At 57.9% G+C, this 23,554-nt stretch carries 19 protein-coding genes and 1 other RNA gene; 9 read left to right on the top strand and 11 right to left on the bottom strand.

Translation table 11 applies throughout. The annotated features are described in order from the left end of the window. Positions 1 to 53 precede the first annotated feature (53 nt). The 3 genes from ssrS to G6L01_RS12785 all read right to left on the bottom strand — a co-directional run bounded on the left by ssrS (position 54) and on the right by G6L01_RS12785 (position 947). A non-coding RNA gene (ssrS, locus tag G6L01_RS12795) (6S RNA) lies at positions 54 to 211 on the bottom strand. 64 nt (positions 212 to 275) lie between these two features. Beyond that, on the bottom strand, positions 276 to 641 hold the full coding sequence (locus G6L01_RS12790; RefSeq protein WP_070166708.1) for a cell division protein ZapA: 366 nt from the start codon (positions 639 to 641) through the stop codon (positions 276 to 278). Between the two features lie 36 nt (positions 642 to 677). Then, on the bottom strand, positions 678 to 947 hold the full coding sequence (locus tag G6L01_RS12785) for a DUF4164 domain-containing protein (RefSeq protein ID WP_060718229.1): 270 nt from the start codon (positions 945 to 947) through the stop codon (positions 678 to 680). A gap of 450 nt (positions 948 to 1,397) precedes the next feature. Between G6L01_RS12785 and tkt the strand changes: the two genes are divergently transcribed. The 5 genes from tkt (at position 1,398) to G6L01_RS12760 (ending at position 8,474) form a co-directional block, all read left to right on the top strand. Then, the gene (tkt, locus tag G6L01_RS12780) at positions 1,398 to 3,374 is read left to right on the top strand and encodes a transketolase (protein WP_070166707.1); all 1,977 of its coding nucleotides are present in this window, start codon (positions 1,398 to 1,400) and stop codon (positions 3,372 to 3,374) included. A 198-nt stretch (positions 3,375 to 3,572) separates the two neighbouring features. Further along, complete coding sequence (gene gap / locus G6L01_RS12775; protein WP_015917033.1) at positions 3,573 to 4,580, top strand: type I glyceraldehyde-3-phosphate dehydrogenase; 1,008 nt, start codon at positions 3,573 to 3,575, stop codon at positions 4,578 to 4,580. 165 nt (positions 4,581 to 4,745) lie between these two features. Continuing rightward, positions 4,746 to 5,450: a DUF6998 domain-containing protein gene (locus G6L01_RS12770; RefSeq protein WP_070166706.1), complete on the top strand. Its 705-nt coding sequence runs from the start codon at positions 4,746 to 4,748 to the stop codon at positions 5,448 to 5,450. Positions 5,451 to 6,045: 595 nt separating this feature from the next. Then, complete coding sequence (locus G6L01_RS12765; RefSeq protein ID WP_070166705.1) at positions 6,046 to 6,468, top strand: hypothetical protein; 423 nt, start codon at positions 6,046 to 6,048, stop codon at positions 6,466 to 6,468. A 461-nt stretch (positions 6,469 to 6,929) separates the two neighbouring features. Continuing rightward, the gene (locus G6L01_RS12760) at positions 6,930 to 8,474 is read left to right on the top strand and encodes a hypothetical protein (RefSeq protein WP_139190351.1); all 1,545 of its coding nucleotides are present in this window, start codon (positions 6,930 to 6,932) and stop codon (positions 8,472 to 8,474) included. Positions 8,475 to 9,091: 617 nt separating this feature from the next. Here the strand turns inward: G6L01_RS12760 and G6L01_RS12755 are convergent. Beyond that, positions 9,092 to 9,733: a hypothetical protein gene (locus G6L01_RS12755; RefSeq protein ID WP_070166703.1), complete on the bottom strand. Its 642-nt coding sequence runs from the start codon at positions 9,731 to 9,733 to the stop codon at positions 9,092 to 9,094. 168 nt (positions 9,734 to 9,901) lie between these two features. Between G6L01_RS12755 and G6L01_RS12750 the strand changes: the two genes are divergently transcribed. The 3 genes from G6L01_RS12750 (at position 9,902) to G6L01_RS12740 (ending at position 13,563) form a co-directional block, all read left to right on the top strand. After that, positions 9,902 to 10,444, top strand: coding sequence for a hypothetical protein (locus G6L01_RS12750; RefSeq protein WP_337692706.1), 543 nt, complete (start codon positions 9,902 to 9,904; stop codon positions 10,442 to 10,444). Between the two features lie 325 nt (positions 10,445 to 10,769). Next, positions 10,770 to 12,581: a potassium/proton antiporter gene (locus tag G6L01_RS12745; protein ID WP_070166989.1), complete on the top strand. Its 1,812-nt coding sequence runs from the start codon at positions 10,770 to 10,772 to the stop codon at positions 12,579 to 12,581. A gap of 124 nt (positions 12,582 to 12,705) precedes the next feature. Next, entirely contained in the window at positions 12,706 to 13,563 is an 858-nt protein-coding gene (locus tag G6L01_RS12740) for an MBL fold metallo-hydrolase (protein ID WP_070166702.1), read from the top strand. A 17-nt stretch (positions 13,564 to 13,580) separates the two neighbouring features. Here the strand turns inward: G6L01_RS12740 and G6L01_RS12735 are convergent, their stop codons facing one another. Next, positions 13,581 to 14,084: a pyridoxamine 5'-phosphate oxidase family protein gene (locus tag G6L01_RS12735; RefSeq protein ID WP_070166701.1), complete on the bottom strand. Its 504-nt coding sequence runs from the start codon at positions 14,082 to 14,084 to the stop codon at positions 13,581 to 13,583. A 264-nt stretch (positions 14,085 to 14,348) separates the two neighbouring features. On the opposite strand from G6L01_RS12735, the gene G6L01_RS12730 reads away from it, so the two are divergent. Then, positions 14,349 to 15,095 (top strand): YebC/PmpR family DNA-binding transcriptional regulator, encoded by a 747-nt coding sequence (locus G6L01_RS12730; protein WP_070166700.1) that lies wholly within the window; start codon positions 14,349 to 14,351, stop codon positions 15,093 to 15,095. A 98-nt stretch (positions 15,096 to 15,193) separates the two neighbouring features. Here the strand turns inward: G6L01_RS12730 and glmM are convergent, their stop codons facing one another. From glmM to tolB, 6 genes are all read right to left on the bottom strand, one after another. Continuing rightward, on the bottom strand, positions 15,194 to 16,546 hold the full coding sequence (glmM, locus tag G6L01_RS12725) for a phosphoglucosamine mutase (protein ID WP_070166699.1): 1,353 nt from the start codon (positions 16,544 to 16,546) through the stop codon (positions 15,194 to 15,196). Between the two features lie 269 nt (positions 16,547 to 16,815). Further along, complete coding sequence (gene ftsH, locus G6L01_RS12720) at positions 16,816 to 18,756, bottom strand: ATP-dependent zinc metalloprotease FtsH (RefSeq protein ID WP_070166988.1); 1,941 nt, start codon at positions 18,754 to 18,756, stop codon at positions 16,816 to 16,818. A 123-nt stretch (positions 18,757 to 18,879) separates the two neighbouring features. Beyond that, positions 18,880 to 20,184 carry a tRNA lysidine(34) synthetase TilS gene (tilS, locus tag G6L01_RS12715; RefSeq protein WP_070166987.1) on the bottom strand — a complete coding sequence of 435 codons (1,305 nt, stop codon included), beginning with the start codon at positions 20,182 to 20,184 and terminating at the stop codon, positions 18,880 to 18,882. A gap of 59 nt (positions 20,185 to 20,243) precedes the next feature. After that, positions 20,244 to 21,245, bottom strand: coding sequence for a tol-pal system protein YbgF (gene ybgF, locus G6L01_RS12710; RefSeq protein ID WP_071206549.1), 1,002 nt, complete (start codon positions 21,243 to 21,245; stop codon positions 20,244 to 20,246). 215 nt (positions 21,246 to 21,460) lie between these two features. Further along, positions 21,461 to 21,994, bottom strand: a complete 534-nt coding sequence (gene pal, locus G6L01_RS12705; protein WP_070166697.1) for a peptidoglycan-associated lipoprotein Pal — start codon at positions 21,992 to 21,994, stop codon at positions 21,461 to 21,463. A gap of 231 nt (positions 21,995 to 22,225) precedes the next feature. Continuing rightward, a complete protein-coding gene (gene tolB, locus G6L01_RS12700; protein WP_015917021.1) occupies positions 22,226 to 23,533 on the bottom strand; it encodes a Tol-Pal system beta propeller repeat protein TolB in 1,308 nt (435 codons plus the stop codon). Positions 23,534 to 23,554 lie beyond the last annotated feature (21 nt).

Raw genomic sequence — 23,554 nt, 5'->3', positions numbered from 1 at the left:
GAAATACCAGACCCATCAAAACAATCTATAAGGGCCATCAAGACAATCAATGAGTGCGGTCCACGCAACCGATGGATTTTTGCGATCCTGGGAGCCTACAAAGTAGGTGGGCGCCGTATGTCTGAACCCACGGGTCCGAACAGGGACAGCTCCCTCAAGATCGGGTATGGCCCCAGGGATTGTGTGTTCCTGTCGAGAGGCGCAGACCGCATGACAGATATAGGCGCATTCCGGTCCTTGCGCCAGTGGTGCTGACGGTTGCAGCCATGTTTATTTCAGTGGTGCTGGTTTTCAGTTGGGCTGGCCGCAGCCTGCGGCTTTTCGGTCAGTTTGCGGGTCAGGCCGTTGAGGCGCTCGGTCAATTCCGTGATGGCAGCGAGGATGTCATCCTCACGGCCGATAGCGCCGGCTGAGGTGGCTTCGGCGGAGGCAATCCGGCGTTTCAGCTCGGACAATTCATCCATGACCATGATGCCCGCCATCACGGTAACGCGCAGGTCGCCGATTTCACCGAACTGGCTTTTGAGGTGGCTGACATAACGGTCGAACTGGCTGGCCAGATCGGTCAGGTGGTTTTCCTGTCCTTCCTCGCAGGCCATGCGATAGGCTTTTCCATCGATGGTGACCGTGACTTGTGCCATGTCTGTCGAATGATCCCTGAGTGAGGCGAGGCTGGCCTAACGGTCCAGTACGGCCCTGATGGTTTCCATTGCGGTGACCAGGCGGCGCGAGACTTCGCGATTGACCTCTTCCAGACGGTTGGCCCGGAATTGCGATTGGTCAAGTTCCTGGGCAAGACGGGCGCGGTCGATATGGACGCGCTTCACCTCCTGCTCCACCTCGCCATTGGCGCGTTGCAGTTCCAGTCGCATGTCAATGGCATTTTCCAGGCCGGAAATGGCCTGTCTCAATGCGCCGAGCGCGGCTTCCGCTTTATCCGTCGCCATGTCTCTCTGCCCCGGCTGATGAAGTTTTCAGGCTCTGTTCGAGCCGGAAAGCCTCCAGATTTTCTTGGTCGTCCCAGATGATCTCGGTCGTCTTTGTCATTTTGGAAAACCGGCCTCATTTTTCCCTGACAAACTCCAAAAGGCAAGCCGAATCGACCCTTTGGCCCCCATCCTTCTCATGCGACATTAGTCATTGCCTGTAGCTGGCGTCAACAAACCCCGGCTTTTCACTGTGTCATGCTTGTGGACGAGTAGACCGGCCATCGTCCATGGCGCGCATCAATACGAGACAATGATCAATATTAAGGCAAAAACTGAAATAATGCCTTCCACGCAATCACCCGGCCTCAATTTATTGACTTGCCCGTCCTAGATGTTAAGGATCACCCACTTTCTGACGTTCGCCCGAACGGCGTTCGTCCATCGAGACCCGGAACAGGCGGAACAGTCATGATTTCTCCCGAAAAGCACAACCGGATGGCCAATGCGATCCGATTTTTGTCCATGGATGCGGTCGAAAAGGCCAATTCCGGCCATCCTGGCATGCCAATGGGCATGGCCGATGTCGCGACGGTGCTGTTTACCCGCTTTTTGAATTTCGATCCCAAGGCGCCCAAATGGGCCAATCGCGACCGTTTCGTGCTGTCGGCTGGTCATGGATCGATGCTGCTCTATTCGGTCCTTTATCTGACCGGCTACGAAGACATTTCCATCGACGACATCAGAAATTTCCGTCAGCTCGGCTCGAAAACCGCGGGTCACCCGGAATATGGCCATCTCTCGGGCATCGAGACGACGACTGGCCCGCTCGGCCAGGGCGTTGCCAATGCCGTCGGCATGGCGATTGCTGAAAAGAAGCTGGCTTCCGAATTCGGCAGCGAGCTGATGCATCACCACACCTATGCCATCGTCGGCGATGGCTGCCTGATGGAAGGCATCAGCCAGGAAGCGATTTCGCTGGCTGGCCATCTGAAGCTCAACAAGCTGATCGTGCTCTGGGACGATAACGGCATTTCCATCGACGGCGCTATTTCGCTGGCCGACAGCACCGACCAGCATGGCCGGTTCCGCGCTTCGGGCTGGAACACGATGGCGGTTGACGGTCACGATCCGGAAGCGATTTCGGCAGCACTTTCCGCCGCCCAGCTGTCCGAAAAGCCAACGATGATCGCCTGCAAGACGGTGATCGGCTTCGGTTCTCCCAACAAGGCCGGCACCCATAAGGTGCATGGTTCGCCGCTGGGTGCCGACGAAATCGCCGCCACCCGCAAGGCGCTGGGCTGGGCCGATGAGCCTTTCCACGTGCCTGCCGATGTGCTGGACGCCTGGCGCGAAGCCGGTGCGCGTGGTGCCTCCACACGTGCCGAATGGGAAAAGGTTCTGGAAGGCTCCGATCACAAGGCCGAGTTCACCCGCCGCTTCGCTGGTAAGCTGCCTGAAGGCTTCGATGCTGCCATCGACGCCTATAAGAAGAAGCTGGCCGAGAGCAAGCCGACCCTTGCCACCCGCAAATCCTCCGAGGATGCGCTGGAGGTGATCAATGGCGTGGTGATCGAGACGCTTGGCGGTTCCGCCGACCTGACCGGCTCCAACAATACCAAGACCAGCCAGACCGCGTCGATCACCCCGACCGATTTCTCGGGCCGTTACGTGCATTGGGGCATTCGCGAGCATGGCATGGCGGCGGCGATGAACGGCATCGCCCTGCATGGCGGTCTCATTCCGTATTCCGGCGGCTTCCTGATCTTCTCGGATTATTGCCGTCCGTCGATCCGTCTGGCCTCCTTGATGGGTATTCGCGTCATTCACGTTCTGACCCATGATTCCATCGGTCTTGGCGAAGATGGCCCGACCCACCAGCCGGTCGAGCAGATGGCAGCCCTGCGCGCCATCCCCAACCTGATGATGTTCCGCCCGGCCGATGCCACCGAAGTGGCGGAATGCTGGCAGATTGCCTTGACCCACACGGATCGTCCGTCCGGTATTGCGCTGACCCGTCAGAACCTGATTGCGGCCCGCACCGAATATTCGGCGGAAAACCTGTCGGCCAAGGGCGGCTATGAGCTGCTCGGCGCTGACGATGCCAAGGTGTCGATCTTTGCCACCGGTTCGGAAGTCGAGCTGGCGATCCAGGCGCGTGAGGCTCTGGCCGCCAAGGGCATTGCCGCTCGCGTCGTTTCCGTGCCGTGCTTCGAACTGTTCTTTGAACAGCCAGAGGAATACCGCAACGCGGTGATCGGCACGGCTCCGGTCAAGATCGGCGTTGAAGCGGCGATCCGTCAGGGCTGGGATGAGATCATCGGCTCGCACGGCACCTTTATCGGCATGAAGTCCTTCGGTGCTTCCGGCCCCTACAAGGAATTGTACAAGCATTTCGGCATCACCGTCGAAGCAATTGTCGAAGCGGCTGAAGCCAAGCTTTCCTGAAGAGGCATTAAAAGCGGGTCTGGCGGGCCCGCTTCTCTTCGGGCTTGTCTGAACGCCTTTAACACATGAGTGCCTTTACCCAATGCCTGGGGCTGCCCAAGGCGAGAACCACTTGGCTATCGTCGCGCCGTTCCAGACCATCACCGCTCCGGGGGCGACCCAGCAGCCCGGAGCCATCCGACAAGCGGGAGTTATGCAATGACTGTGAAAGTTGCCATTAACGGCTTTGGCCGTATCGGCCGCAATGTGCTGCGCGGTATCATCGAATCCGGTCGGACCGACATTGAGGTCGTGGCCATCAACGATCTTGGCCCGGTCGAAACCAATGCGCATCTACTGCGCTATGACAGCGTCCATGGCCGTTTCCCCTCGACCGTCAAGGTCGAAGGCGACAGCATCATCATCGACGGTCGCGCGCCGATCAAGGTGACCGCGGTTCGCGATCCCAAGGATCTGCCCTGGAGCAATGTCGATATCGCGCTGGAATGCACCGGCATTTTCACCGCCAAGGAAAAGGCATCGCTGCACCTGGCCAATGGCTCCAAGCGCGTGCTGGTCTCGGCGCCTGCTGACGGTGCCGACAAGACCATCGTTTTCGGCGTCAACCACAACACGCTGACCAAGGACGACCTGGTCGTTTCCAACGCGTCCTGCACCACCAATTGCCTGGCACCGGTTGCCTACGTGCTGCAAAAGCTCGTCGGTATCGAAAGCGGCTACATGACCACCATCCATTCCTACACCGGCGACCAGCCGACGCTGGATACGATGCACAAGGACCTGCACCGCGCCCGCGCTGCTGCGCTGTCGATGATCCCGACCTCGACCGGTGCCGCCAAGGCCGTTGGCCTGGTTCTGCCGGAACTGAAGGGCAAGCTGGACGGTTCGGCCATCCGCGTGCCCACCCCGAACGTCTCGGTTGTTGACCTGAAGTTCATCCCCGGTCGCACGGTCACCAAGGAAGAAATCAACGCCGCCATCAAGGCAGCGTCGGAAGGCGAGTTGAAGGGCATTCTCGGCTATACCGAAGAGCCGCTGGTTTCCATCGACTTCAACCACGACAGCCATTCCTCGACCTTCTCCGGCGACCAGACCAAGGTTATGGACGGCGGCAAGCTGGTGCGCATCCTGTCCTGGTACGACAATGAATGGGGCTTCTCCAACCGCATGGCCGACACCGCCGTCGCCATGGGCAAGCTGATCTAAGCAGCTTCGCTGCCTGGATGATTTGATAGAAGCGGATCGGGAAACCGGTCCGCTTTTTTGTTATGATAAGCAGTATTTTTTCTCGTTTTGATTGTATTCAGAGTGTTTGAAGGTGAAGAAAATAATTCACTAGTATTCCAATAATCCAAAGTCGCATGAGGATGCATGACGGTGACGACCACATCCAACAGACCAACTTTGACGCAAGTTCAAATCATCCAATCCCTTGCTGAAGCTCTGGCGTGGTTTGAGAAAGAGGTCAACTGGGGCGTCAGTCCCGGTGAACTCAGGCATCTCACTGCCCGTATTGGTGAACTCTATGCAGCGATGATCACGCGGGGGCAGATGGCTCTGGCTGTCAACCAGCATGGATATGATGTGATATCGGCTTCTAATGAACGGATATCAGTAAAGACAGCCACGACTTCTAGTCATGTCGATTTCAGTAAAAGCACTTTTCATCACGTTGATAGGGTGATGGTTTTCCGAATCAATGTCGATGATGAAAGAGGTGTTTCAGTCGAAGAAGTACTTGATTGTCCGGCAGCGGAGTTGGAAAGTCTGGCATCACTTAACGGAAATAGGCTCGTTTACCCAATTTCTCGTCGGCAGCGTGAGCAGAGACCCGTCGAGGCGTTGGAGGTGACAGACCGCGCGTTTCATAATGACATAGAAATTCTCAGATATGAAAGCGGTGCAATTCGCGTTCATCGCGATGGTCTCCCTCAAAAAATTGTCGTTAAAGACCTGTTGAGATCGATTGCAAAAGAGGTGGGCGTGGATCTGCTGAATTCTAAAGGCGGCCTGAAAAACACCCAGACGCTCGGCGCTGACGTGATCCGTGCGATAAACGCACTTACGATAAGCTAAACAGCCTCCCGCTTCGCACCCCCTCATCCGCCTGCCGGCACCTTCTCCCCCCACTTTACATAGGGAATGGGGGAGAAGAGGGAAAGAGCCGCAGCGTCGGCTTCTCTCCTCGCCCCAGCGGGGGTCCGAAGGACGGGCAGAGACCGGTGGCTCTGCCCCGGTCAGTCCGCCGAGCATAGCGTAGGCGGGGTGAGGGGAGCCAAGCACGCAGAGCTAAAATGGTTTTGACTGTGACTCGATTTGGACCTGAAATACGAGTCCAAAAATCCGCTTCCCCTCTCCACCCGTTATACGCTAAACCAGTTGCGGGACCAGTTGTAACGCGCTGGTCCTGGAGTATCGAAACTCCTCAAACAGCGGCCGGTGTCGGTCGTTAAATGACACCCCTCAGCCATAGGTTTGTGGCTGAGGCGGTGGACTATGTCTATACGGTCCACTCTCCATCCTTCTATGGTCGGGGAGGCCTTGGTGCATGTCCAGAGCTTCGGCTTAAAGGCCAAGGCAGTCGTCTGTTTGCGGCTTTCGAACTCCCCGATCACCAGAGGGCAAAATCCTCCGGTGATCGCTTGGCTCACAAGTGCGGGAGGAATGGACGATGGCCGATTATAATGTCTGGGCCGATATTTTCGATACATGGCAATCCATGGCCGATTGGGTGAAGGCGATAGCCATCGTCATGCCACCGGTTTTCGCAATGGGCGCGCTGGCCCTGCTGCTACGCTACCGGCTGGCGCTGCGGCGAGACCCGCCACGCCCGGTCGCCTTCGACCTGCTGGAACCCCAGCCGGATGACCCACCAGCCAGCATCGACAGCACCATCCTCGAAGCCACCACCGACCTTCAACACCGCCTGGAAGAAGCCCGCCGCAGGCTGATGCCCCCGGACGACCCGGCGCGCAGCAACCTGGAAACCCGCCAAAAGATCGAGCAAATCATCCTGGAAGAATACCACCGCAAATCCGATCCGGCTGATGCGCTGGCCAGGGTGCGGCGGTTTTTGAGGGAGGAGGGGGATTGAGCGAGTTGGTGACACGTTTGTGACTGATTAGAAAAAAGGCGGGGCGCTGGACAGAGACGGCTTTGGGGCCGATAGCAGACTAGCGGCTTTTGGACGAGAGAGGCGTGATAGTCGTCGCTCTATCACTTGTCTCTTCGGGACGAGTAGATATCAACGAACAGAAAGAACTAGCATGGTGTTCCCGCCTGTCGCGATGGGCTTTGTGTGTCTGGCTGGCATCTTCACCGGAATATTCCAGCAGGGCCAATCCAATCCATAAGCCGATGGCTTCGTCGGTTCCACGGCGAAGCCATTTGAGCACCTCACAACCTCTTCCCGTTTGAGCATTGGCTAATAGTATGAACTTGCTATTCTTCACGGGATAACGACGGCGCAGCCCTCGAATTTTGGAAACTACCTCTGGTATACTATCGCACTGGTTTCAATACAGGCAGGGTATGGTGAGTAGACTGAAGCTCGACATGGCGAAGAGGAAGCGCGTGAAGGCGCGAGAAACCCTCCTCACGACTCTATCGCACCTGGACGATGCGCTGACCATGCAGCTTATGTGGTCAGTTAACGCCCTGCAAAGCGATAACGCGCCCGACTTGACACGATACCTGCGCTACCCGAAGGAAGCGGCCGGTGCGAAGCTTGTTGACCGGCATTTCGTACCCAAGTGGGAGATCGAAAACGCTTTACTGCTTATGATGTCCACCCCCAAGCAAAAGGTCAACTTTCTACGGGAGCCGGACTACCGAAATTATGACACCGCCGCTAGCATTATCAACCAGCTCAAGAATGCAGAGCTGGCCGAGGAGCGGGTGCTGCTGAATCCCAGCAATATCCTGTTCGAGGTGCCTCGCCTCGCCCACAAGCAGTTCATGTGGCAGCGCATCATGTTTGAACCCGCCCGGCTCTACCGGTACTATTTCGTCTATGGGCAGGGTAAGTGCGCCGAGTACTTCGAGCAGAGATACAGCCTGACCATCAATGACTTTGCGCTGGGCTGCATTTTGCTGCATGCCCTCGCGATACGCGCCGCGTGGCACAAGCTCCCGATCATTCCTAATGACCTGCCTTTGCGGAACGATGTGTTTGAAAAGACGCTCGGCATCATTTCGCTGGAAATGCAGGATATGCGGGCCGAAACGCTCAGGCGCATCACCAATGTAGCATCACCGGAGAAGGCCAAGATCGCTTATCTACCTAGTTCGTTGCGGCAGTATCCGATTGTCACGACGGCAAAACACCAGAAACAAATGATTGCGCCTTTACCGCAGCTCATCATCTTCCGGATGACATCCGGCCTCTATTATGACCTGCAAGAGGGGCCGAAGTCCCTCATCGAGGAGGCAAACAGCCGGTTCGAGGAGTTCGGCAAGAAGCTTTTGGATGCCCGTTGCCCGAGGTTCGAGACGTTGCGGGAACATGAATTTGTGGTCAGCAAAGCCAAAACCTACCGGACGCCCGACCTGCTGCTGAAAGATGGTGGGGTGGTCAAGGTGGTGTTCGAGTGCAAGGCTACGAAGCTGACATTCGACGCGCAGTTCGGCGACGACCCTTATGCGGAAGCGCCGAACGCATACAACCAGATCGCCAAGGGCATGTCGCAGCTCTGGAAGTTCTTCTCCCGAGCGCGGCGAGGTATTTACATACAGGAGCAGATAGACCCGAACGCCAAGGGCGTCATCCTGACCATGGAAAACTGGTGGCAGCTCGACCAGACACCGCTAAAGGCATTGCGGGCAGAGGCCGAGAAGCTTTGTGCCGATGAGCCGGATATGCTGCCCGAGGACAAGCGGGAAGTGATTTTCACCAGCATCGAGGACTTGGAGTATGTTCTGGCCGTCTCAGACGAAGATCAATTCCTGAAAACGCTGGACGATAGCCAGAAGGAAGAATTTTTCGGCTGGGCTCTAGCCGACGTGCGCAACCCGTATCGAAAGGAAGAGCTTGAGCGGAAGGACTATCCATTTAAGATTGGCGAGATTTTGCCACTTTTGAAAAAGGTGGCAGGGGACTGAGGTGAGCACATGGCAAGCGATTCACAGTAGCGCGACGAGGAAGCATATCTGGAGTGAGGGCGTAGTAGCCGCTCCTCTGACCATACTGGTCGCACTAGCCCACCAATCCTCGCCCCACCAGGGCAAATCCTGCTCAAGGACTCCGCGCTAAAATCTCGTCCACTGCCATTCCGCCCGCACAATACAAACCGCAAAGATTTCTATGCGTGGCTTACCCCCCTCTGCCTTGCCAGGCATCTCCCCCTCAAGGAGGGAGATCGGCAAGGAGTTGGCTTGCCACGCCGCATTTACCCTTCGAAGATATCGGAAATCGCAACTTTATCCGTTGAAACGGGCGGTTACATCTGTCCGATCTCCCTCCTTGAGGGGGAGATGTCCGGCAGGACAGAGGGGGGTATGCGCAAGCAAAAACGCTTGTGTCGTCCACCACCCCGCTCGCCATTTTCCCCGGTATCGCCATAATTCGTTTTGTAATTTCGCCCCAGTCTGAGCAATAGGGGTGCTGAGGGAATTAAGCGCGATTGTGCAGTCTTTCTTCATGCCACAATGTCGGATCATGCGGTCTTGGGCGCCGGAACGGGTGGTGTGCTGGGATGGTGGTCTGGGGGATTGAGGGGTTAACTGGCTTGTTCAAGCTCTCGAAGGTATTCTTTGCCGCTGATCGTGGTCCATCCCTCTTTAGGGGAGCGACTAATGGCAGCATCTTCAGGAGAAAAGTAAGCTCCGAAGAAGTCACAGTTTGAATCGAGTAACTTAAACCTGCTGCTGAGGGGCGCATCTTTTAGCTGATTTTTCAGCGCCATCTCATTCTCCGCGTTCATCAAGAACGGTATCCGAAGGCATCCAATACAGATATCGAGGGTCGGAAAATTCGGCTGCGCACAGATGCCGACATTCACTATATCCAGGTCCCATAAGCCGCTTCTCAGAAAGCCTGACACCGACATGTCCGCCATCGGAAAGTCGTTGCGCATGTGGACATCATGACTGAAGCGAGTACTCCTTCCCTTATGGCGGCCAACGTCTGATAGTTTAAACCAGGCCAATGGGTACGGCTGTTCGGGTTCAAAGCATAATTCCAAACCGCCCGGATAGAACCAGTACAGTGGAACTGGCTGGTAACTGGTGTTTGCAATCCAGCTCTTCGGCGGCCCTAATCGATTGGCGACATCGAGAAGCGGCTGTCCGAAATATAGGAATTCGACTGCCGTCGAACACAGGCTCTGTTTTAGCGAGATGGTAATCGGTTCTTTCCGCATGTAGTTGTCTCTCAAAGGTCGACACTGGCCGCTTTATTCGGTCTGATGGAATAATTGCAGTGGTGACGTGGTTAAACCGTCATAATCGGCGGCAGATTATGGTGACAACAACTTGCCTGAAGCGGTATGAATGCAGAATGGCGGCGCGGCCCAGTGCGAAGACGTTCCGTGCTGTTGGCTGCGAAAGGTAAATGGAAAATGTTGCCGCTCAACGATCCCCGCTGGAAAGAACTTCGGCACGCTTATGGCGACGCCACTGACCTACCACAACTGCTTCAGGCGCTGGATTCCTCAACAGAAACAATGACGGACAAAACGGAGCTGTGGTTCAGCCTGTGGTCACGTCTGTGCCATCAGGGCGATGTGTACACCGCCTCCTATGTAGCGGTCCCTCACATTATCCGCATCGCCGGCCAAGCGAAAGGGCCAATCAATTCATCTTTTTTCCAATTGCCAACAGCTATAGAAATCGCCCGCAAGACAGGCCTAGCACCAGAAATTCCGAAAGTTTATGCCGAAGATTATCATCATGCGATCAGTCAATTAGTCGAGATTGTCTATCTTCACCTGAAAGAGGATTGGGACCAAGAAACGCTCTTGGCCGCAACTGCGGCACAAGCCGTTGCGAAGGGACATGTGGCTGTGGCCAATGCCCTGCTTAACTTGACGGATGATTTAATCGCTGAAATCAACAGCGGAGAGCTCGAGTAGCCACTCCTTTGGATGCCTTCTGGTCAATCTCGACGTCCAATTTACGGGAAGCTTTGTTCGTGTCGTTCCATAAGCTGGAGGTTCGTGCGCGAACTGCGGGGCTTACGAGCCAAGCACTGCGCCTAACTACCCCCATTTTCCCCCTTCTCGCCATAATTCGTTTTGTAATTTCGCCCCAGTCTGAGCCATAGTATTCCTGAGGGAATTCAAGGCGATTCTGCCGTCTTTCTTCATGCCACAGTGTCGGATCATGCGGTCTTGGGCGCCGGAATTGGTGGTGTGCTGGGATGGCAGGGTGCGCCGTGCGCAAGAAAGGGGCGAAAGGTTGGAACATTTCTACATCGTCACGCTGGTTCTGACGGCGCTGATCCTGTTTGCGGCTTTTTCCAGCCTGATCGCCTTTCGCTTTGGCGCGCCGCTGCTGCTGCTGTTTCTGGTCATCGGGTTGATGGCCGGGGTCGATGGTCTCGGCATTCATTTCGACAATCATTCCGTTGCTTATACCATCGGCTCGCTGGCGCTGGCCGTTATCCTGTTTGATTCCGGCTATACAACCTCGTTGCAATCCTTCCGCCAAGCGGCAGCGCCGTCGATCATGCTGGCGACGGTCGGGGTTTTGTTGACGGCAGGCCTGTTTGGTCTGCTGGCCACCTGGCTGTTGAAACTGTCGTTGCTGGAGGGAATGCTGCTTGGCTCCATCGTCGCCTCCACCGATGCGGCGGCGGTGTTCTTCCTGTTGCGGATTGGCGGCATCAATATCCGCGACAAGGTGCGCTCCTCGCTGGAAGTGGAATCCGGCACCAATGATCCGATGGCGATTTTTCTCACCCTGGCGCTGGTGCAGATGGTGTCCACCGGCAAGGATCACACCGGTCTCGACTGGAGCCTGCTGCGGATGTTCGTCGAGCAGATGGGCATGGGCCTGGCGCTCGGGCTGATCGGCGGGGCGATGATGGCGATGATCGTCAAGAAGATCCCGATTGATCGCGGCCTGTTGCCGATCATCGTGCTGGCCATGTCGATGGTGATCTTTTCCTATACCGGCGCCATCGGCGGTAGCGGCTTTCTGGCCGTCTATGTCGCGGGCATCTATGCCGGTAACCGCAAGATCCCCGGCAGCGCTTCCATTGCCCGCTTTCAGGAGGGCATGACCTGGCTGGCGCAGATCATCATGTTCCTGGTGCTCGGCCTTCTGGCCACGCCGTCGCATTTCATCAAGATCCTGTTTCCGGCGGTGGTTCTGGGCCTGTTTCTGGTGTTTATCGCCCGGCCCGCAGCGGTCTGGCTGTGTCTCATTCCCTTCGATTATACCCATCAGGAAAAGCGGTTCATTTCCTGGGTCGGCTTGCGCGGCGCGGTGTCCATCCTGCTCGGCATTCTGCCGATCCTCGGCGATCTCAAGGGTGGTGAGGTCTATTTCAACACCGCCTTCATCGTGGTGATGATTTCACTGCTGCTTCAGGGCTGGACCATCAAGCCGATGGCCAAGCGGCTTGGCCTGATCATCCCGCCGCGCATCGGCGCTATCGACAAGGTGGAACTGGATCTGCCGGGCGCCGCCCATCACGAACTGCTGTCCTACCGCGTCGTGGCGGGTAGTCCGGTGCTCAGTGGCGCGCGCATTCCGCGCTGGGCCATGCCATCACTAGTGATCCGCGACGGTAAATCCATGCGCTACCAATATGCGGGCCGACTGCGGGAAAACGATCAGGTCTATCTGTTCATCGCGCCCGGCTATCCGCGGCTGCTCGACCGGTTGTTTGCCAGTAAAGCGCCAGTGGATGATGACGATAGCGAGTTCTTCGGTACTTTCACCATTTCACCCTCGCGTCCCGCCGCCGAACTGGATGCGGCCTACGGACCCGGGCTTTTGAACGAGGCAGACCGGCAAAAAACCGTTGGCGAACTGATGGAAGCGCGGCTCGGCGGCAAGGCCGAATATGCCGACCGGGTCCGTCTCGGTCATATCATCCTGATTGTCCGAGACATCGGCGAAACCGGCCATATTTCATCCGTCGGCGTCTCCATGGAAGCTGTCGCGCCAACCGACAACGCGCCCGCCTTCCTGAGCCTGACCGGCATGGCCCATTGGCTGGCGGGCCTCCGCCACAAATTGCGCGCCTCTGTGCAGAAGTGACGGCCTCATAACACCTCTCGAAACAGTCAGATATTTGCGGAAATTCCATCCAGTGCTTTGACGCAGCGCATTCTTCGGTTACCTTTGCAAGCATGATGCAACGCTGGCAGGAGCTGAGGCGGGCATGATGACGCGAATGCTGGTGATTTTCGGTATTCTCAGCCTTCTTCCGGGCCTTGCCCTGGCGGAGGACAAGAACTCTGACGCCCGCCCTCCTGTCAGTCAATGCCAATTGGTGGCCAACCAGCTTCCCGGGGCTCGGTTTTCTTCCGTCGAATATGCCAGCGCTGGCACGGATAAGGGGCCGCTGCGCCTTGCGGCCCTGGCGGAAAACGTCACCATCACCTTTCTCGGCCATTCCACCTTCGAGATTGAAACGCCGCAGGGCCTGACAATCGACACCGACTACAGCGGTTACCTACGCTCCGCGCGGACACCGGATGTGGTGACGATGAACAAGGCCCATTCCAGTCATTATACGCTGACGCCCAACCCCGGCATCGCCCAGGTTCTGCATGGCTGGAATGATGCGCAGCCGGGGGAGCCTGCTGCCCATAACCTTGTCGTCGGCGATGCCTATATCCGCAACGTGGCCACCGATATCCGCAGCTGGGGCGGAGATTTCGAACCGAATGGCAATTCCATCTTCATTTTCGAGGTCGCCGGGCTGTGCATTGGCCATCTCGGCCATCTGCATCATGAATTGACGGACAAACAATTTGCCGCCATTGGCCGGTTGGATGTGGTGATGGTGCCGGTCGATGGCGGTTTGACGCTGGGCAGCGACAGCATGAGCCGAATGGTCAAACGGCTGCGCTCGGCGCTGATCCTGCCCATGCACCGGCGCGGGCCTGTTATGAATGACTTTGTTGGAATGTTCGGCCCAGGTTTTGATGTCAGGATTGCCGAGACCAATGCCGTGACAGTGTCTATGCGCAGCTTGCCGAAAAAGCCGCTGATCCTGGTGCTCAGCGGCTTTTGAAGGGCAAATAATATCCGTTAGGCGAAGGTCAGATGGTGGTGCTGTCCCACATCCGGTAGTTTTTCGCCGTCAATGTTGGCCTTGGCGATTTCCCAGCCGAATTTCAGCGGATTGCCGGTCGAAGCCCAGACTTCGGCATCGTCGATATGCAGGGCGAGCATCGTGAGATCAGGGTCTTTCTTGCCGTTGTGATACCAGGCCTCGACCACCGAGCTCCAATATTCATCGATCTTGCCCGGATCGCGGCGCACATCGATAACACCGGATAGGCTGGCGTGGTAATCGTGGTTTTTGCCGACCACGCAGAAATGCGCCCGGCTGCCGGGGCGGATATTCTGGACAAAATCTGAATCGGTCCGGGTGAAAAACCACACTGTATTGGTTTTCGGATCCCCGTAAGGCGCCATCGGCTGCATATGCAGGGTGGAGCCTTCCAGGCCCAGCATGCCGGCATGAATGGCTTCGATTTCCTCCCAAAGCTGGCGGGCGGGCTCTTCGCGGGCTTCCGTGAGATTGACCATTGGCTTTCCTCTCTTCTTGCTGGTGTTCTTCAGCAGGGCAACGGAAGGAAAGCCTTATTGTTCCAGGGCAGAAGGGCTCTTCGCACCTACGCCCCCCTTGAATGGCAAGCCACAGGGCCTTATAAGGGCGCCAATTCGCGGCTGCATGAGCAAGCGAGCTCAATCCGGTTCGAAATCATGCAGCAAAGAGAGAGCGTTAAAGCGCGCCTGACGGATCACGACTGATGCCGCAGGATGCCACAAATCAGATGTCGCAGGGGTGCCATGGCCGGCCATTCACAGTTTAAAAACATCATGCATCGCAAGGGCAAGCAGGATTCCGTGCGATCGAAAATGTTCTCCAAGCTTGCCCGTGAAATCACGGTGGCGGCCAAGGCTGGCTTGCCCGATCCGACCATGAATGCCCGCCTGCGCCTGGCCATCCAGAATGCCAAGGCGCAGTCGATGCCGAAAGACAATATCGAGCGCGCCATCAAGAAGGCGTCGGGTGCCGATGGCGAGAATTATGACGAAGTGCGCTACGAAGGCTACGGCCCCGGCGGCGTCGCCGTCATTGTCGAAGCCCTGACCGATAACCGCAACCGCACAGCCTCCAATGTCCGCTCGACCTTTTCCAAGGCCGGTGGGGCGCTGGGCGAAACCGGTTCGGTTTCCTTCTCCTTCGATAAGGTTGGCGAAATCGTCTACAAGGCCAGTGTCGGCGATGCCGATGCGGTGATGGAAGCTGCCATCGAAGCCGGTGCGGAAGATGTCCTCAGCGACGAAGACGGTCACACGATCATCTGCGGCTTCGAGGATATGAACGACGTCTCCAAGGCGCTGGAAGCGACGCTTGGCGAGGCCGAATCCGTTAAGGCCGTCTGGAAGCCGCAAAACACCGTGCCTGTCGATGAGGACAAGGCGCAGTCGCTGATGAAGTTGATCGAGACGCTGGAAGACGATGACGATGTGCAGAACGTCTATTCGAATTTCGAGGTCTCGGAAGAGGTGATGGCAAGGCTTTCGGCCTGATGCTATTCGTGCTGCGCCGCTGAAAGCGGAGCAATGAACGCAATGCAAAAAGCCCGGCTATGGATTAGCCGGGCTTTTTCCGTTGCAATGATGAGGTTTTACGCCGCTTCGCGGCTATTGGCGATCACGCCGATCAGGTCGTTGACGATGCGCTCGATCTGGCTGCGGTCGTCGCCTTCGGCCATGACACGGATCAGCGGTTCGGTGCCGGACGGGCGGATGACAAGACGGCCGTTGCGGGCCAGTTCGCTTTCGGCATCGGCAATGGCCTGACGCACGAAACTGTCTTCCAACGGCTTGCCGCCGGAAATGCGGACATTGCGCAGCAATTGCGGCACGGGATCGAAACGGTGGCAAATCTGGCTGACCGTTTTGCCGGTGCGCTTCACCGCCGCCAGGATTTGCAGGGCGGCAACCAGGCCGTCGCCGGTCGTGCCGAAATCCGACAGCACGATATGGCCCGACTGTTCGCCACCAATATTATAATGGTTTTGGCGCATATGCTCGACCACATGGCGGTCGCCGACCTTGGTGCGGGCCAGCGTCAGGCCCTTGCCACCCAGAAAGCGCTCCAGACCGAGATTGGACATCACTGTGGCGACAATGCCGCCGCCTTTCAGGGTCTGGTCATTGGCCCAGCTTTCGGCAATCACCGCCATCAACTGATCGCCATCGACGATTGCCCCGGTTTCATCGATGATGATCACCCGGTCTGCATCGCCATCGAGCGCGATGCCGATATCGGCGCGCACCTCATGGACTTTCTTTTGCAACGCAGCCGTATGGGTGGAGCCGCATTCCAGATTGATATTGAGGCCATTCGGTTCGTTGCCGATGGTCACCACTTCAGCACCCAATTCCCAAAGGGCCGTGGGCGCGACCTTATAGGCGGCGCCATTGGCGCAATCGATGGCAATCCGAAGCCCGCTCAACGTGACATCGCGCGGCAATGTGCGTTTGACGAATTCGATATAGCGATAGATGTCGCCATCGACGCGCTTGGCCCGACCGATATCCTCTGCTCTGGCCAAGGGGAGGGGTGCTTCCTGGTTCAGCAGGGCTTCGATTTCAGCTTCCAGCTCATCGGACAGCTTGTAACCATCGGGGCCGAACAATTTGATGCCGTTATCGGCAAAGGGATTATGCGAGGCGGAGACCATGACACCGATATCGGCGCGCAGCGAGCGGGTCAGCATGGCCACAGCCGGCGTCGGGATCGGGCCGAGCAGAAACACGTCCAGGCCCGCGGCGGTAAAACCGGCCACCAGTGCCGTTTCCAGCATATAACCGGAGAGGCGGGTATCCTTGCCAATCACCACGCGGTGACGATGCTGGCCGCGTCGGAGGATAGTACCGACGGCAATTCCGACCTTCATGGCGAGATCCGGCGTCATGGGAAAGACATTCGACTGTCCGCGAATACCATCGGTTCCGAAATAACGTCGTGTCATGATGTCTCCTGAGGTCCAAAGCTTTTTCGCCGTCTTTAGCTCGCGAAATGCTCTTTTCTTTGTTTTTACGCATCGCATTGACCGGCAATACCTATGTGCGCAGGCCGTCCGCCGTTCTTTCATCGCTCATCGCATGTTTTAACGGCGCATTCACTTAAATTACCGTCAACATTGATTATAACCCGTTACCACATAAAAAAACCGCCCGTTCAAAGGGCGGCTTTTCGTTCTGTGACCAATATCAAGGTCTTTTTACGAGACTTGGCGGATCAATGCGCCTGGGGTTCCAGTCCGGCTTCCGGTTCGCCACCGTTACCATCGGGCTTGGGGGCGTCCTTTTTGCCGGTGGAGGGAACCGCAGAGCTGCGGGTCGGACCATCTTCGCCACTGTCGCGGGTTGGCTTTTCGCCGCGGATCAGCGCCTTGATTTCCTCACCCGACAGGGTTTCATATTCCAGCAGGCCTTCGGCCAGAATAACGAAGGCGTCGTGCTTCTCGGTGATGATCCGGCGAGCCTCGGTATAGGCCTCGTCGATCAGGCGACGCACTTCGGTGTCGATCTTCTGCGCGGTTGATTCCGAGACATTCTTGCTCTGCGAGACGGAATGGCCGAGGAACACTTCCTGCTGGTTTTCACCATAGGCAACCTGACCGAGGATATCGGAAAAGCCCCATTGGGTCACCATGGCGCGGGCAAGCTTGGTGGCCTGCTCGATGTCTGACGACGCGCCGGAGGTGATGTTTTCCTTGCCGAAGGTGATTTCTTCGGCAACACGGCCACCCATCATGATCACCAGACGCGACACCATCCACTTGTAGCTCATGGAGTAGCGGTCGCCTTCCGGCAATTGCATGACCATGCCAAGGGCGCGGCCACGCGGAATGATGGTTGCCTTATGCAGCGGGTCGGCGACCGGCACGTTCAGCGCCGTGATGGCATGACCGGCTTCGTGATAGGCGGTCAGCTTCTTTTCGGCTTCGGTCATGGCGGAGGAGCGGCGTTCCGCACCCATCATGATCTTGTCCTTGGCGTCTTCGAATTCAGCCATGGTGACGACGCGCTTGTTGCGGCGGGCCGCCATCAGAGCGGCTTCGTTAACAAGGTTCATCAGATCCGCACCGGAAAAGCCGGGTGTACCACGAGCCAGAACCTTGAGATCGACATTGGGAGCCAGCGGCACGTTGCGGGCATGCACCTTGAGAATGCGCTCGCGGCCAATGATGTCGGGGTTTGGCACCACGACCTGGCGGTCAAAACGGCCTGGACGCAGCAGGGCGGGATCGAGAACGTCTGGACGGTTGGTGGCGGCAATCAGGATAATGCCCTCATTGGCCTCAAAGCCGTCCATTTCGACCAGAAGCTGGTTCAGCGTCTGTTCGCGCTCGTCATTACCACCGCCGAGACCCGCACCACGATGGCGACCGACAGCGTCGATTTCATCGATGAAGATGATGCAGGGTGCATTCTTCTTGGCCTGTTCGAACATGTCACGCACGCGGCTTGCGCCGACGCCGACGAACATTTCAACGAAGTCCGAACCGGAAATGGTGAAGAACGGCACATTGGCCTCGCCTGCGACCGAACGGGCCAACAGGGTTTTACCGGTACCGGGAGGACCGACCAGCAGCACGCCGCGCGGAATTTTGCCGCCCAGACGCTGGAATTTTTGCGGATCGCGCAGGAATTCTACGATTTCCTCGAGATCCTGCTTGGCTTCGTCCACACCAGCCACGTCTTCAAAGGTGACGCGGCCATGCGCTTCGGTCAAAAGCTTGGCCTTGGACTTGCCAAAGCCCATCGCGCCGCGCGAACCACCTTGCATCTGACGCATGAAAAACAGCCAGACGCCAAGAATGAGCAGCATGGGCAGCAGCGTGCCGAGATAGCTGAGGAAGCCGGAAGACCCGTCGGACTCGGGACGAGCAACGATCATCACATTCTTGGTTTGCAGTTTTTCAAGCAGATTGTCATCCACGACCGGGGCATAGGTCTGGAAGGCGGCGCCGTTTTCGCCATAGCTGCCAATGATGCGGTTGCCGGTGACGGTAACGTCGCGAACGCGGCCCGAATCAACTTCACGCAAGAATTGCGAATAGGGAATCTCGCGGGAACTTGTTTGCGACGGAGACGTCTGGAACATGCTGAACAGCGCGACCAATAGCAAAGCTATGATCGCCCACAGCGCGAGATTTCTAAAATTTGGGTTCATCGAACTCCCCAGAAAAAATGTTCGGCGCATGAAAACGCCGTATCGTCGGACAGTAACATAGGTTTCCTGAAGCGCCTTGCCAAGGCAAAGCGCGGCCCCGACTTCGTTTTCCGTCAATAAGATTTAAAAACAGGGTGATAAAAAGCCTGGTGCGTCGAAAAGACCCGCCAAAGCCACGGCGAGCGGCCAGTCGAACCCCGGGAGAAACCCCTGGTAGGGCGCAATAATAGGTATGGCTCGCAGGTTTGGACCGATTCCGGGGAGAGATTGGCGGGCCAGCGCCGCCAGTGAAACGGGCACGGACGAGATGGGCACGGACGAGATGGGCAGGGGGACGGACTTCTGATCTGTTTCGGTTCCACCCGGCTGCACCGGGCTTTCCATCCGGCCGATATTGCTGATTTTCCAGCGGCCGTCCCACAGCACGGTCTCATCTGCTTTCACACGACCATGCGGCAGATTGCGCCCTTCACGTACCAGATAGATGCCGTGGCGATGACGATGCGCAAGACACCGACCGAGTGTCAGTCTGGCACCAGGCGGCTGTTGGCAAAGGGCGATAAGCCGCACAAGCGCGTCCTGCCCAGGTCCATGCGGTTGGCCTCCTACAGTTGCAATCAGCGCCTGCAAGGCATGGCAAAGGATTGCTCGGGGCGCCTCGAACAGGGCGTTGTCGATATCAACGAGCCCCGGCAGAGGCATGGTGGCATGGGTGGAGACCAGCGTGGCGGCCTGTTGCGACAGAGACAGGCGCTCGTTGTGTGGCATGCCGATCTGCGGAGCCGTTGCGAGGTGGGCTCGGATCCGGGCGCGCTCATAGGCGATGTTGTCATTGCTGGGATCATCGATCCAGCCAAGTTGACGAGACTGCAAGAATGCACGGATTGCCTGGCGGCGCGAGCGCAGAAGCGGTCGGGTGATCCAGATATAATTTTCAAACAGGACGGATTCTGCCATGCCCGCAAGGCCGGTCGCCTCAGGGTTTCGGCTGCGTTCCGCGCGCATGGCGATGGTCTCGATCTGATCGTCGGCGGTATGGCCGGTCAGGATGGCGGCAGCGTCGATCTCCTTGGCGATGCCGGCCAGCAGCTGGTAGCGGGCGGCCCGGGCGGCGGCGGAAATCCCTGATTTCGGCTTGTCGCCTGCCCAACGGCGGATCTCATGGGGAATGCCGAGCCTTGCGCAAAGCGCTGCAACCGTTTCGGCTTCTGCGGCGGAGCCATCGCGAAGACCGTGATCGATGGTGGCGGCGTGAAGGGTGACGGGTTTTGCTGGCATGGCGTGCAGCTGTTCATGCAGCGCAAGTAGCAGGCCGGTCGAATCGCTGCCGCCGGAAATCGCCACCAGAAGGCGCAAGGGGTGGTTTATTCTGTCGAGGAAAGCGGCAATGGCGGCGTCAGGAGGGACCGCGGATAGAGTGTCCGTCATGAAATCGCCCAGTCGGTCGTGGCCCGGAAGCTGTGTGTCCAAACCGGTGTCGGGCGGCATCAGCAAGCCAGGCGCTTCTGCTCGCTGGCGGCCTTGTTCTGGACGGCCTTGGAGGCGTCGGGATAGCGCTTGTTCACCTCGCGCAAGGTGGCGCAGGCGGTGTCCTTGTTGTCAAGGGCAGCCAGCGACATGCCGAGTTTCAGCAGCATTTCCGGGGCCTTGGGTGATTTTCCGTAGCCTTGATAGGCTTTGAGGAAGGTCTCAGCCGAATCCTTGTAGCGGGCCTGAGAATATTGCGCTTCGCCCAGCCAGAAATTGGCGTCGGCGGCCTTGCCGCTTTTCGGGTAGCGGCTGATGAAATCGCGGAATTCGCCTTCCGCCGCCTTGTAGTCACCCGATAGCACATGGCTATAGGCAATCTGGTAGAGATCCTGCTCGCCGCCGAGCGATGCGGTTTTGGTTCCGCTCTGGCTGGCAGGTGCTGTACCCGGCAGGGCGCTGGCGTTGGAACCTGCCGAACCATTGACGCTGGCCCCGACCGGATTGCCGCTGTTGTCCATTTCGATTGAGCCAAGCGTCATTTCACCGGGGGCCGCGGAGCGACCGCCGCCAGCCGGGTTTGTTGCCTGGCTGCCAGCGGTTTCGCCGATGATCTGGCCGACGCCGTCACCGCCTCCAGTTGGCTGGCGCGCCGCTACCGACGGGCTGGCCTGGCCGGGGGAGCCTGCGTCACTTCTTTTTTTTTCCAGCTCCTGGAATCGGAATTCATTGTCTTCCTGCGCCTTGCGGATGGTTTCCTGCATTTGCAGCAGCTGGTAGCTCATGTCCTCGATCCGGCCGTTCAACTGACGGATCTGGTCCTGCAATTGCTGGACTTGAACGATGTCACTGCCCTGCTGCTGGACCTGCTGCACTGGCATGTCGCTGACTGGCGCTGGCGGCGTGTGCTGGCGTTCGAAAAGCGAAAAGGCCAAGGCACTGCTGCCCGCTTGGACTCCGAGGATTGGGGGGGCGAGAATTGCAGTCATTCCCACCATCCCGGCCACGACAAGTCTCTTCATCGATGTGGTTCCTGTTTTCCGTGTTATCGCCCGATTGATGTGTGCCCGTCAGGCTTTGCTGTCGAATATCGACCCTAAGCCTGCGATGTCTGCCAATAAAGCTTTTCTCTGTTCTTTGCAAAAAGCAACCGAGTTCGGCCAAAGTGTGAAGAAAACAAAAGGGCGGCCCGAAGACCGCCCTGTTTCTGTCATGAATGCAGGCACGATTTCGTGAATTACATTCCAGCGCCGCCGAGAACCGTAACGGCACGGCGGTTCTGCGACCAGCAGGAAATATCGTCGCAGGTGGCGACAGGACGTTCCTTGCCGTAGGAGATGGTCTTGATGCGGTTGGCCGGAATGCCGCGCGACACGAGATAAGCCTTGGTGGAGGCGGCACGACGCGCGCCGAGAGCCAGGTTGTATTCGCGGGTGCCGCGTTCGTCGGCATGGCCTTCGACTGTGATCGGATACTGCGAATAACGCTGCAACCATTGAGCCTGGCGGTCCAGCGTCTGCTGGGCGTCGGCGCGGATCGAGGTTGAGTCGGTATCGAAGAAGATCCGGTCGCCGACATTGACGGTGAAGTCCTGGGTGGAGCCGGGTGTTGCAGCACCTGCGCCGCCAAGGCCAAGCTCGGACGCGCTGTTGGGCATGTTCTTCTTGGAAGCGCAGCCAGCCAGCGCCAGCGTCAGCGCGAGAGCGACGATTGCGGGGTTGCTGGCAAGCTTTTGCATGCGGCTCATTACCGGGGTTACAGTGCGGCTCATGGCCGATCTCCTTGCAAGTAGTGTGGGGCAGTCATTGTGCAGTGATGGTGGGCAGCCGGTTGGGCGGTCCGTGTGAGCAGTGCCGATTGACACTTGTGTCAATCGTGGTTGCCGAACTCTAATCAATCCTGGTTAATCAGAAGCAAACGGTCATGGTTAATCTTTACTTAATTCACGACCGGTCATCAAATGCAATCGCCTTCCGGGAGGAGCCGGAAGGCGATGACCATGCTATTCGAGAAGCGGCGACCAGGCTGGGTCGGATGCAAAGCTCGGTGTTTTGACCAATTGCTCGTTATAGCCTGTCAGATCGATGGAATAGAGCTGCGGCCCGCCGGAGCCCGCCGCCTGGCGGAAGAACATCAGCACGCGACCGTTCGGCGCCCAGGTCGGGCCTTCATTATGGAAGCCGGTGGTCAGAAGCCGTTCGCCTGAACCATCCGGCTTCATCACGCCGATCGAGAATTTTCCGCCCGATTGCTTGGTAAAGGCGATCAAGTCTCCGCGGGGCGACCAGACCGGGGTGGAGTAGGAGCCTTCGCCAAAGGAAATGCGGGTCTGGCCGGAGCCGTCGGAATTCATCACGTAAAGCTGCTGGCGTCCGCCACGGTCGCTCTCAAACACGATCCGGCGTCCGTCCGGCGCATAGGACGGCGAGGTATCGATGGCCGCCGTGCTGGTCAGCCGCGTGGTGGTGCGCGAGCGCAGGTCCATCGTATAGATGTTACTGTTGGCGTCCTGTTGCAGGCTCATGATCACCCGCTGACCATCCGGCGAGAAGCGCGGCGAGAAGGTCATCCCGGGGAAATTGCCGACCACTTCGCGCTGTCCGGTTTCCAGTTGCAGCAGGTAAACGCGTGGCTGGTTGCCCTCGAAGGACATATAGGTCACTTCCTGGCGGTTCGGCGAAAAGCGCGGTGTCAGCACCAGATTGGCGGTGTTGGTCAGCATGCGGACGTTTTCGCCATCCTGGTCCATGATGGCCAGCTGGCGCTTGCGGTCGGTCTTGGTGCCGCTTTCGGCCACGAAGACGATGCGGGTATCGAAATAGCCCTTTTCACCGGTGATGCGCTCATAGATCGCATCGGCGATGATATGGGCGACGCGCCGCCAGTTTTCAGGCTGGGTATAGAACTGCTGGCCGCTCATCTGCTGGCCTGCATAGGTATCCCACAGGCGGAATTCGGCGCGCAACCGGCCATCGCCTTCCTGGGTGATGCGGCCAACCACCAGCGCCTGGGCGTTCAGCACCGTCCAGTTCTGCATGTTGGGGGCCTGATCGGGATTGATCTGCTTGTCGATGAAGGCGCCGTGATTGACCGGGGCAAACAGGCCGGAGCGCTTGAGATCGGCCTCGACAACCGCCGAGATCTTCGCGCCGATGCCATTGGCCGACAGGAAGTCGGGAATGGCGATCGGCATCGGCTCGACATTGCCCTTATTGATGTTGATCTCGACCAGCGCCATGGCCGGCGTGGCAAAGGCGCCCGCCATGCCGACGAGGACGATCAGGATACGCAGGAGTGAGAATGTCTTCATAAGGGCAAGCCTTTCAGCTTC

The organism is Agrobacterium vitis, assembly GCF_013337045.2.
Taxonomy (GTDB): Bacteria; Pseudomonadota; Alphaproteobacteria; order Rhizobiales; family Rhizobiaceae; genus Allorhizobium; species Allorhizobium vitis_B.
The sequence above is the reverse complement of the archived record's forward strand: the minus strand, read 5'-3'. Positions and strand labels throughout refer to the sequence as shown.

What these genes read in the sequence shown, in the direction of transcription:
- G6L01_RS12790 (WP_070166708.1), bottom strand. Translation starts at nt 641, where the DNA reads ATGGCACAAGTCACGGTCACCATCGATGGAAAAGCCTATCGCATGGCC.
- G6L01_RS12785 (WP_060718229.1), bottom strand. Translation starts at nt 947, where the DNA reads ATGGCGACGGATAAAGCGGAAGCCGCGCTCGGCGCATTGAGACAGGCC.
- tkt (WP_070166707.1), top strand. Translation starts at nt 1,398, where the DNA reads ATGATTTCTCCCGAAAAGCACAACCGGATGGCCAATGCGATCCGATTT.
- gap (WP_015917033.1), top strand. Translation starts at nt 3,573, where the DNA reads ATGACTGTGAAAGTTGCCATTAACGGCTTTGGCCGTATCGGCCGCAAT.
- G6L01_RS12770 (WP_070166706.1), top strand. Translation starts at nt 4,746, where the DNA reads ATGACGGTGACGACCACATCCAACAGACCAACTTTGACGCAAGTTCAA.
- G6L01_RS12765 (WP_070166705.1), top strand. Translation starts at nt 6,046, where the DNA reads ATGGCCGATTATAATGTCTGGGCCGATATTTTCGATACATGGCAATCC.
- G6L01_RS12760 (WP_139190351.1), top strand. Translation starts at nt 6,930, where the DNA reads ATGGCGAAGAGGAAGCGCGTGAAGGCGCGAGAAACCCTCCTCACGACT.
- G6L01_RS12755 (WP_070166703.1), bottom strand. Translation starts at nt 9,733, where the DNA reads ATGCGGAAAGAACCGATTACCATCTCGCTAAAACAGAGCCTGTGTTCG.
- G6L01_RS12740 (WP_070166702.1), top strand. Translation starts at nt 12,706, where the DNA reads ATGATGACGCGAATGCTGGTGATTTTCGGTATTCTCAGCCTTCTTCCG.
- G6L01_RS12735 (WP_070166701.1), bottom strand. Translation starts at nt 14,084, where the DNA reads ATGGTCAATCTCACGGAAGCCCGCGAAGAGCCCGCCCGCCAGCTTTGG.
- G6L01_RS12730 (WP_070166700.1), top strand. Translation starts at nt 14,349, where the DNA reads ATGGCCGGCCATTCACAGTTTAAAAACATCATGCATCGCAAGGGCAAG.
- glmM (WP_070166699.1), bottom strand. Translation starts at nt 16,546, where the DNA reads ATGACACGACGTTATTTCGGAACCGATGGTATTCGCGGACAGTCGAAT.
- ftsH (WP_070166988.1), bottom strand. Translation starts at nt 18,756, where the DNA reads ATGAACCCAAATTTTAGAAATCTCGCGCTGTGGGCGATCATAGCTTTG.
- tilS (WP_070166987.1), bottom strand. Translation starts at nt 20,184, where the DNA reads ATGACGGACACTCTATCCGCGGTCCCTCCTGACGCCGCCATTGCCGCT.
- ybgF (WP_071206549.1), bottom strand. Translation starts at nt 21,245, where the DNA reads ATGAAGAGACTTGTCGTGGCCGGGATGGTGGGAATGACTGCAATTCTC.
- pal (WP_070166697.1), bottom strand. Translation starts at nt 21,994, where the DNA reads ATGAGCCGCACTGTAACCCCGGTAATGAGCCGCATGCAAAAGCTTGCC.
- tolB (WP_015917021.1), bottom strand. Translation starts at nt 23,533, where the DNA reads ATGAAGACATTCTCACTCCTGCGTATCCTGATCGTCCTCGTCGGCATG.